General features: G+C 73.3%; 7 protein-coding genes. 5 read left to right on the forward strand and 2 right to left on the reverse strand.

What is annotated here, in order from left to right; all coding sequences use genetic code 11:
• The first annotated feature begins 125 nt into the window (after positions 1–125).
• From EAO72_RS03595 to EAO72_RS03605, 3 genes are all read left to right on the forward strand, one after another.
• Positions 126–1,280: a mandelate racemase/muconate lactonizing enzyme family protein gene (locus EAO72_RS03595; RefSeq protein ID WP_148015744.1), complete on the forward strand. Its 1,155-nt coding sequence runs from the start codon at positions 126–128 to the stop codon at positions 1,278–1,280.
• A complete protein-coding gene (locus tag EAO72_RS03600; RefSeq protein WP_148015745.1) occupies positions 1,277–2,305 on the forward strand; it encodes a zinc-dependent alcohol dehydrogenase in 1,029 nt (342 codons plus the stop codon). The genes EAO72_RS03595 and EAO72_RS03600 overlap by 4 nt, the downstream gene beginning before the upstream one ends.
• Positions 2,306–2,413: 108 nt before the next feature.
• Positions 2,414–3,397 carry a hypothetical protein gene (locus tag EAO72_RS03605; protein ID WP_148015746.1) on the forward strand — a complete coding sequence of 328 codons (984 nt, stop codon included), beginning with the start codon at positions 2,414–2,416 and terminating at the stop codon, positions 3,395–3,397.
• Positions 3,398–3,454: 57 nt separating this feature from the next.
• On the opposite strand, the gene EAO72_RS03610 is transcribed toward EAO72_RS03605, so the two are convergent.
• Positions 3,455–4,306: an SMP-30/gluconolactonase/LRE family protein gene (locus EAO72_RS03610; protein ID WP_148015747.1), complete on the reverse strand. Its 852-nt coding sequence runs from the start codon at positions 4,304–4,306 to the stop codon at positions 3,455–3,457.
• Positions 4,303–5,076: an IclR family transcriptional regulator gene (locus tag EAO72_RS03615; protein WP_148015748.1), complete on the reverse strand. Its 774-nt coding sequence runs from the start codon at positions 5,074–5,076 to the stop codon at positions 4,303–4,305. Before EAO72_RS03615 ends, EAO72_RS03610 begins: the two co-directional genes overlap by 4 nt.
• 250 nt (positions 5,077–5,326) lie before the next feature.
• On the opposite strand from EAO72_RS03615, the gene EAO72_RS03620 reads away from it, so the two are divergent.
• Together EAO72_RS03620 and EAO72_RS03625 are read left to right on the forward strand one after the other, a co-directional pair.
• Entirely contained in the window at positions 5,327–6,832 is a 1,506-nt protein-coding gene (locus tag EAO72_RS03620) for a bifunctional phosphatase PAP2/diacylglycerol kinase family protein (protein WP_148015749.1), read from the forward strand.
• Positions 6,833–7,027: 195 nt separating this feature from the next.
• The gene (locus tag EAO72_RS03625; RefSeq protein ID WP_148015750.1) at positions 7,028–7,837 is read left to right on the forward strand and encodes a class I SAM-dependent methyltransferase; all 810 of its coding nucleotides are present in this window, start codon (positions 7,028–7,030) and stop codon (positions 7,835–7,837) included.
• Positions 7,838–7,879: the final 42 nt, after the last annotated feature.

Consider the following 7,879-nt stretch of genomic DNA (forward strand, 5'->3'; position numbering starts at 1 on the left):
CCCGGCGGCCCGCGAACCGCACCGCGACGCGACGGCCCATTGACACTCGCCCCGCCGCGTCATTACGGTCACGCCAGGATTTCGAACGAGTGCCGAGATATCGAACAAGTCGAGGGGCAACTCCCGTGCGTATCACCGGAATCAGCACACATGTGGTCGGAACACCGTGGCGCAACCTCACCTATGTGCAGGTCCATACCGACGAGGGCCTCACCGGTGTGGGCGAGACCCGGATGCTCGGCCGCACCGACGCGCTCATCGGCTATCTGCGCGAGGCGGAGGCCAATCACCTCTCCGGTTCGGACCCGTTCGCCGTCGAGGATCTCGTACGCCGGATGAAGTACGGCGACTACGGGCGGGCCGGTGAGATCGTCATGTCCGGCATCGCGGTCGTCGAGATGGCCTGCTGGGACATCAAGGGGAAGGCGCTCGGCGTTCCCGTCTGGCAGTTGCTCGGCGGAAAGGTCACCGACCGGGTCAAGGCGTACGCCAACGGCTGGTACACCACCGAGCGGACCCCGGAGGCCTATCACAAGGCGGCCTCGGCGGTCGTCGCGCGGGGCTACCGGGCGCTGAAGATCGACCCCTTCGGGACGGGCCACTTCGAGCTGGGCCAGGAGGAGACCCGGTACTCCGTGTCGCTCATCGAGGCGGTCCGGGACGCCATCGGTCCGGACACCGAGCTGATGCTGGAGATGCACGGCCGCTTCAGCCCCTCGACAGCGGTGCGGATCGCCCACGAGATGGCCCCGTTCCGGCCGGCCTGGCTGGAGGAGCCGGTGCCGCCGGAGAACCTGAAGGCCCTGGCCAAGGTGGCGGGCAAGGTCGACCTGCCGATCGCGACGGGTGAGCGCATCCACGACCGCATCGAGTTCCGCGAGCTCTTCGAGTCGCAGGCCGCCGACATCATCCAGCCGGACGTCGGCCACATCGGCGGCATCCTGGAGACCCGGAAGCTCGCCGCGACGGCGGAGACCCACTACACGCTGATCGCCCCGCACAACGTCGGCGGTTCGGTGCTGACGGCCGCCAGCCTCCAGGTCGCGGGCTGCACCCCCAACTTCAAGATCCTTGAACACTTCAATGACTTCGCGGACGCCGACATCAAGAAGGTCGTACGCGGCGCCCCGCAGGTCGACCCGGAGACCGGCTGCTTCGAGCTCTCCGACGCTCCCGGTCTCGGAGTGGAGCTCGACGTCGACGCGGCCGCCGAATTCCCGCAGCAGCAGGCCCGGTTCGACCTGTGGGCCGACGGCTGGGAGAAGAGGCAGCCCAAGTGAGCGGCACACCTGCCCGCTCGCGGGCGATCACGATCGACCGGCCGGGCGAGCACCGGCTGACGGACGGGCCGGTCGTGGAGCCCGGCCCCGGCGAGGTCCGGGTGCGGGTGGCCGCGGCCGGGATCTGCATGAGCGACCGCGAGGTGTACGACGGTCATCGCGACCCGGGGTACGTGCGCTACCCCGTGGTGCCCGGCCACGAGTGGTCGGGCACCGTCGAGGCGGTGGGCGCCGGCGTCGACCCCGCCCTGATTGGCCGGCGTACGGTCGCGGAGGGGTTCCGTTCCTGCGGCAGCTGCGAGCGGTGCCGCAGCGGTGAGACCTCGCTGTGCACCGCGGGGTACGACGAGACGGGCTTCACCCTGCCCGGCGCGTTCGCCGACCATGTCGTGCTGCCCGCACGGCTGTTGCACCCGCTGGCCGACGACGCGGACCTGCGCGCCGCGGCGCTCCTGGAGCCCGCGGCCGTGGTCGCCGCGGCCGTACGGGCCGGGGCCCCGGAGCCGGGTGAGCGGATCGCGGTCGTGGGCGCGGGCACGCTCGGGCTGCTCGCGGTCCAGCTGCTGGCCGCGGTGTCTCCCGGTGAGCTCACGGTGATCGACCCACGGGACGAACGGGCGCGCCAGGCGCTGCGCTTCGGGGCGGGCGAGGCCCTGGCGCCGAAGGAGGCCGCGGAGGTGCGGGGCCGCTACGACCTGGTGGTGGAGACGGCCGGGGCATCGACCACCGCCGCCGACGCCTGCCTGCTCGCGCGGCGCGGGGGCCGGGTCGTGCTCACGGGGATGTTCGCGCCGGGGGCCGTCGGCATCGACCCGGTGCATCTGTCGCTGAGCCAGCTCACGGTGCGCAGTGTGTTCGGGGCGTCGTCCGCTTCCTGGTCGTACGCGGTGCGGGCGTTCACCGCGGGACTGCTCGATCCGGCGGCCCTGATCACGCACGAGTTCCCGCTGGAGCGCTTCGCGGAGGCCGTGGCGCTGGTCGGGGGCGGCGGCGCGGGGACGGGCAAGGTGCTGATGCGCCCCTGAGGGCGGCCCGGCGCGCTCTCGCCCGGACCACGCCGGGCCGCGGGGCCGTCCCGCCCGTCACCCTTCTCGCCGAACCTCGTCCGACCCACCGAACACGAAAGGTCGCCCATGACCTCCGTATCCCCTGCCCCGTCCCGATCCCGTACCGGCGGCCGGCGTCCGGGCGAGCCCGCGCTGAGCGCGCTCGGGCTCGGCGCTCCCGCCGCCTCCCCGGCCGACGCGTCCCCGCACTCCTTTCCCGACGGCGGCACCTGGCGTACCGAGATCCCGTCCGTGGAGGGCCCCGAAGCGCTGTCCGTCGTACTGAAGGAGAGCGCGCGGCTGGATGTCCCCGTCCACCGGGTCAGCCAGGGCAGCGGCGTCTGGATGCTCAGTGACAGCGAGATCACCGACATGGTCGAGGGCTGCGCCGAACGCTCCATCGAGCTCTGTCTGTTCACGGGTCCGCGCGGCAGCTGGGACACCGGCGCCTCGTTCCGCACCGATTCGGGCGGGGCCGGGCTGCGCGCCCGCGGCCACGACGCCCTGGCCGGCTGCGTCGAGGACGCGCTGCGCGCCTGCGAACTCGGGGTGAAGTGCCTGCTGGTGGCGGACGAGGGAGTGCTGTGGACGCTGCACCGGCTGCGTGAGCAGGGCGTGCTGCCCGCCGACACGACGTTCAAGGTGTCCGCCCTGGTCGGCCCGGTGAACCCCGCGTCGTTCGCCGTGTACGAGCAGCTGGGCGCCGACTCGGTGAACATCCCGTCCGACCTGACGCTCGCTCACTTCACCGAGATCCGGCGTGCGTCGGCGGCCCCGATGGACCTGTACATCGAGGCCCCGGACGATCTCGGCGGATACGTGCGGATGTACGAGGCGGCCGAGCTGATCCGGCGCGGCGCCCCGCTCTACCTCAAGTTCGGCCTGTCCAAGGCGCCCGGGATCTACCCGTACGGTGCCCATCTGCGCGATGTCGCCCTGGAGACGGCCCGCGAGCGGGTCCGGCGCGGCCGGCTGGTCCTGGATCTGCTGGCCCGGCACGGCGCCGACGGGAACATGTCGCCGCTGGGCTCCCGGCTGCCGGGCACCCTGCGCCGCTTCCCGACGCGCTGATCCACCGCCGGGCGGGTGCGTCGTCCGGACCCGCCCGGCATCCCCGGCGCCCGGGGCTCAGCCCGCGAAGGCCGTGCCGGGCAGGCCCCGGCCCACGTCCGGCAGGACCAGCAGCGAACCCGAGAGCGGGTGCGGTGCGCCGAGGCCGGTGCGGGCGGTCGAGATGTAGAGGTCGCGCAGGTCCCGGCCGCCGAAGGCGCAGGCCGTCGGGCGTCGCACCGGCAGTCCGACGACGCGGTCCAGCCGGCCGTCGGCCGTGTAGCGGCGCAGCGCGGCGCCGTCCCAGAGGGCCACCCAGACAGCGCCCTCCGCGTCCACCGTCAGACCGTCGGGGTAGCCCGCGCCCTCCTCCACGGTCGCGAACGGGCGGCGTCCGCTGACCTGGTGGCCGTCCACGTCGAAGACGTCGATCCGGCGGGTCGGGGTGTCGATGTAGTACATCAGCCGGCCGTCCGGGCTCCATCCGGTGCCGTTGCTGCACGCCACCCATGGCAACACCCGGGTGGCCGTGCCGTCGGGGGCGACCCGGGTGAGGCTGCCGCCGGTCTCCGACTCGTCGTAGCGCATGGTGCCGGCCCAGAGCGCCCCGTCCGGCGCCACCGCGGCGTCGTTCCCGCGCCGTCCCGGTTCGGCGTCGTGCACGAGCCAGCGGAAGGCGCCGTCCGCGTCGTAGAGCCCGATCCCGTCGCGCAGATTGACGACGAGGCCGCCGCCGGCCCGTGGCTTGGCCGCGCCGACGTGCTGTTCGGTGGCCATGACGGTACGCCGGCCGTCCGCGGGGTCGTAGGTGTGGATCCGGGCGGAGAGGATGTCGACCCAGATCAGCCGCTCGGCGACCGGGTCCCAGGTCGGGCCCTCCCCGAGCGCGGCGTGCTCCCGTACGGCGACATCGAGGTGCGGTCGGCTCACTTCTCCCTCCGGTGGTGTCCCAGCCGGCCGGAGAGCGCCTGCGCGCCCTCGGCGGCGAGCGCGGCCAGTTCGGCCTCGCGCTCCTCGGTCCAGCGGATCATGGGTACGGAGACGGAGAGCGCGGCGACGACCCGGCCGGACCGGTCCCGTACGGGCGCGGCGACGCAGCTCACATCGGGGTTGGACTCCCGGTGCTCGACCGCGATGCCCCGTTCCCGTACGGAGGCGAGCGCCGCCCGCAGGGTTCCTTCGTCGGTGATGCTGTCGGGGGTCATCCCGGTGAGTTCGAGCCCGTCGAGGCGGGCGTCCAGCTCCCGCTCGGGGAGGGCCGCGAGGAGCATCTTGCCGACCGACGTGCAGTGGGCGGGCAGCTTGCGGCCGGCGGCCGACACCATGCGGACCGCGTGGGTGGAGTCCACCTTGGCGATGTAGATGACGTCGGTGCCCTCCAGGATCGCCACATGGACGGTCTCGCCGCAGGTCTCCGCGACCTGCCGCGCCACCTGCTGCCCCTCGGCCGCGAGGTCGAGCTGTTCGGCGTACCGGCTGCCCAGCTGGTAGGTGCGGACACCGAGCCGGTAGCGGCCGGGCTGGTCGGGGATGGTGACCAGGTACGAGCGGGCGGCGAGCGTGGTCAGCAGCTCATGGACGGTGGTGCGCGGAAGCTGGAGCTTGCGGGTCACCTCGGGCGCGGAGAGCGTACCGTCGCCGTGGAGGAAGAGTTCGAGTACGTCCAGCGCCCGGGTCACCGCGGGGACGAGTCGCCCCATGGTCGTGCACCACCCTCTCGTGTTCGACATTCCGGCCAGTGACCGGCATCACGAACACAGGCTAAGCGCGGCGCACTTGCCGGGGCAATGACGAGGTGATGTGCGGCACCCAGGGCGGTGGCGGACGAGGCGCTTTTGCCCCGGTATGGACGGGAATGATCGCCACATGGCACCGCCGCGCAGGCCCCCGCGCGCACGGTTCGGGCGCGCCTGCCGGTTCGGCGGGGGCGCGCAGGGTATTCGCTGTTCCATGTCTTCACCGAGCTTCTCTTCACCTCTGCCGCGGCCCGCCGGGCTGCGGGGCGCCCTTCAGCGGAGCGACCTGGCCGTGTTCCAGAACCTGGCGGAGCGGCACTGGCCGGCCGCAGGCCCTGTGCTGCCGCGGCTCAGCCGCAGCGCGAATCACGGGCTGCTGTGGGTCGGCGCGGCAGCCGGCATCGCCGCGTTCGGCGGCAGCGCCCGGGCACGGCGGGCCGCGCTGCGCGGAATCGCCTCGCTGGCGGTGGCCTCGGCCGCGATCAACACGGTCGGCAAGGGCGCGGTGCGCCGTGAGCGGCCGATACTGGATGCCGTTCCGGTCATACGGCAGCTGAAGCGCCAGCCCGTCACCACGTCCTTCCCCTCGGGGCACGCCGCTTCGGCTGCCGCGTTCGCCACCGGGGTGGCACTGGAGTCCAAGGGGTGGGGTGCGGTCGTCGCGCCCGTCGCGCTGTCGGTGGCCGCCTCCCGCGTCTACACCGGCGTGCACTACCCGAGCGATGTGCTGGCCGGTGCCGCGCTCGGGATAGGGGCGGCGTTCGCCCTGCGCGGCCTCGTACCGACCCGGGGCCAGCTGCCCGCACCGGGCAGGCCGCCCGCCGACGCGCCCGCGCTGCCGGACGGGCAGGGCCTGGTCGTCGTCGTCAACCAGGAGTCGGGTACCGCCACGGCGACGGCGTCGCTGGTGCGGGACGCACTGCCGCACGCGGACGTGGTGGAGTGCCCGCCGTCGGAGCTCTCGGCCGCACTGGAGAAGGCGGCCGGCCGCGGCAGAGCACTGGGGGTGTGCGGGGGCGACGGTACGGTCAACCGGGCGGCGGCGGTGGCTGCCGTGCACGGGCTGCCGCTCGCCGTGTTCCCCGGCGGGACGCTGAACCACTTCGCGTACGACCTGGGCATAGAGACGGTAGCGGACGTCTGCTCCGCCCTCGCCGACGGAAGCGCGGTGCGCGTGGACCTGGGCCGGTTCCGGCCCGGCCCGGACGGACCCGGCGGCGCCCACGGGTACTTCCTCAACGCCTTCAGCCTGGGCGTCTACCCGGAACTGGTGCGGACCCGCGAGCGCTGGGCGCCACGGATCGGCGGCTGGCCGGCCGGTGTCCTCGCGGCGGCCGAGGCCTTGCGCGGCCAGCGTCCGCTGGAGGCCGAACTGCAGGGCCGCAGACGGCCCCTGTGGCTGCTGTTCGTCGGCAACGGCCTGTTCCAGCGGGTCGGCCCGGCGCCCGGCCGGCGGCACAATCTCGCGGACGGGCTGCTGGACGTACGCGTCGTGCACGGTGGCCGGACGCCCGGGCTCAGGCTGCTGGCGGCCGCCGTAGCCGGCCCCCTGACCCGCTCCCCCATTCATGCGGCGGAACGGCGCCGGCGTATCCGCGTCTCCGGCCTGAAGCCCGGAACCCCGTACGCGTACGACGGCGAAGTGGCGCACAGCACGGGCGACCTGATGATCGACAAGCTGCCGGAGGCGCTGACGGTCTACTGCCCGCGACCGGTGTGAGACCGGCCCGATCCGGGTGAGCGAGGGGCGGCCGACGCCGAGTCGGCCGCCCTTTTCGCGTCGGCCCACTTCCCGAGCTGTCCAGATAGCAAGATACCCATCTCATCATTCGGCATCAGGGCCTACGGTGACCGTACCGATCAGCGCTTCGCGGCCCGCGCTTCGCGGTTCGCTCCCGAGAGAGGATGCACGGTCATGCCGAAGGAGACCGCCGTCTACACCCACGGCCACCACGAGTCGGTGCTGCGTTCGCACCGCTGGCGCACCGCCGCCAACTCCGCGGCCTACCTCATCGGTGAACTCCGCTCCGGCATGAGCGTGCTGGACGTCGGCTGCGGGCCCGGCACCATCACCGCCGACCTGGCCGCACTGGTCGCCCCGGGCCGGGTGACCGCGGTCGACACCACCCGGGAGATCCTCGCCCAGGCGGCCGACGCCGCATCCGAACGCGGCCTGGACAACGTCGAGTTCGCCGTAGCCGATGTGCACGCCCTGGACTTTCCCGACGACTCCTTCGACGTGGTCCACGCCCACCAGGTGCTCCAGCACGTCGGCGACCCCGTGCAGGCACTGCGTGAGATGCGGCGGGTCTGCCGTCCCGGCGGCATCGTCGCGGCCCGCGACAGCGACTACGCGGCCATGAGCTGGTTCCCCGAGTCGCCGGTGATGGACGGCTGGCTGGAGCTGTACCGCCGGGTGGCACGGGCCAACGGGGGCGAGCCGGACGCGGGCCGCCGGCTGCTCTCCTGGGCCCGCGAAGCGGGCTTCACCGACATCACGCCGACGGCCGCCTCCTGGTGCTTCGCCACCCCGGAGAGCCGGGAGTGGTGGAGCGGCCTGTGGGCGGACCGCACGGTCGGCTCGGTCTACGCGAAGCTGGCGGTCGAGGGCGGGCACGCCACGGCCGAAGAACTCGACGCGATCTCCACGGCGTGGCGCACCTGGGGCGAGCAGGGCGACGGCTGGTTCATGGTCCCGCACGGCGAGATCCTCTGCCGGGTTTGACCTCCGCCGCCCGGGGGCCGGCACCGACGCCGGCTCCCGGAT

The sequence above is a fragment of the Streptomyces sp. OR43 genome, from assembly GCF_008042275.1.
Classification (GTDB): Bacteria; Actinomycetota; Actinomycetes; order Streptomycetales; family Streptomycetaceae; genus Streptomyces.

What these genes read in the sequence shown, in the direction of transcription:
- EAO72_RS03625 (WP_148015750.1), top strand. Translation starts at nt 7,028, where the DNA reads ATGCCGAAGGAGACCGCCGTCTACACCCACGGCCACCACGAGTCGGTG.
- EAO72_RS03615 (WP_148015748.1), bottom strand. Translation starts at nt 5,076, where the DNA reads ATGGGGCGACTCGTCCCCGCGGTGACCCGGGCGCTGGACGTACTCGAA.
- EAO72_RS03620 (WP_148015749.1), top strand. Translation starts at nt 5,327, where the DNA reads ATGTCTTCACCGAGCTTCTCTTCACCTCTGCCGCGGCCCGCCGGGCTG.
- EAO72_RS03605 (WP_148015746.1), top strand. Translation starts at nt 2,414, where the DNA reads ATGACCTCCGTATCCCCTGCCCCGTCCCGATCCCGTACCGGCGGCCGG.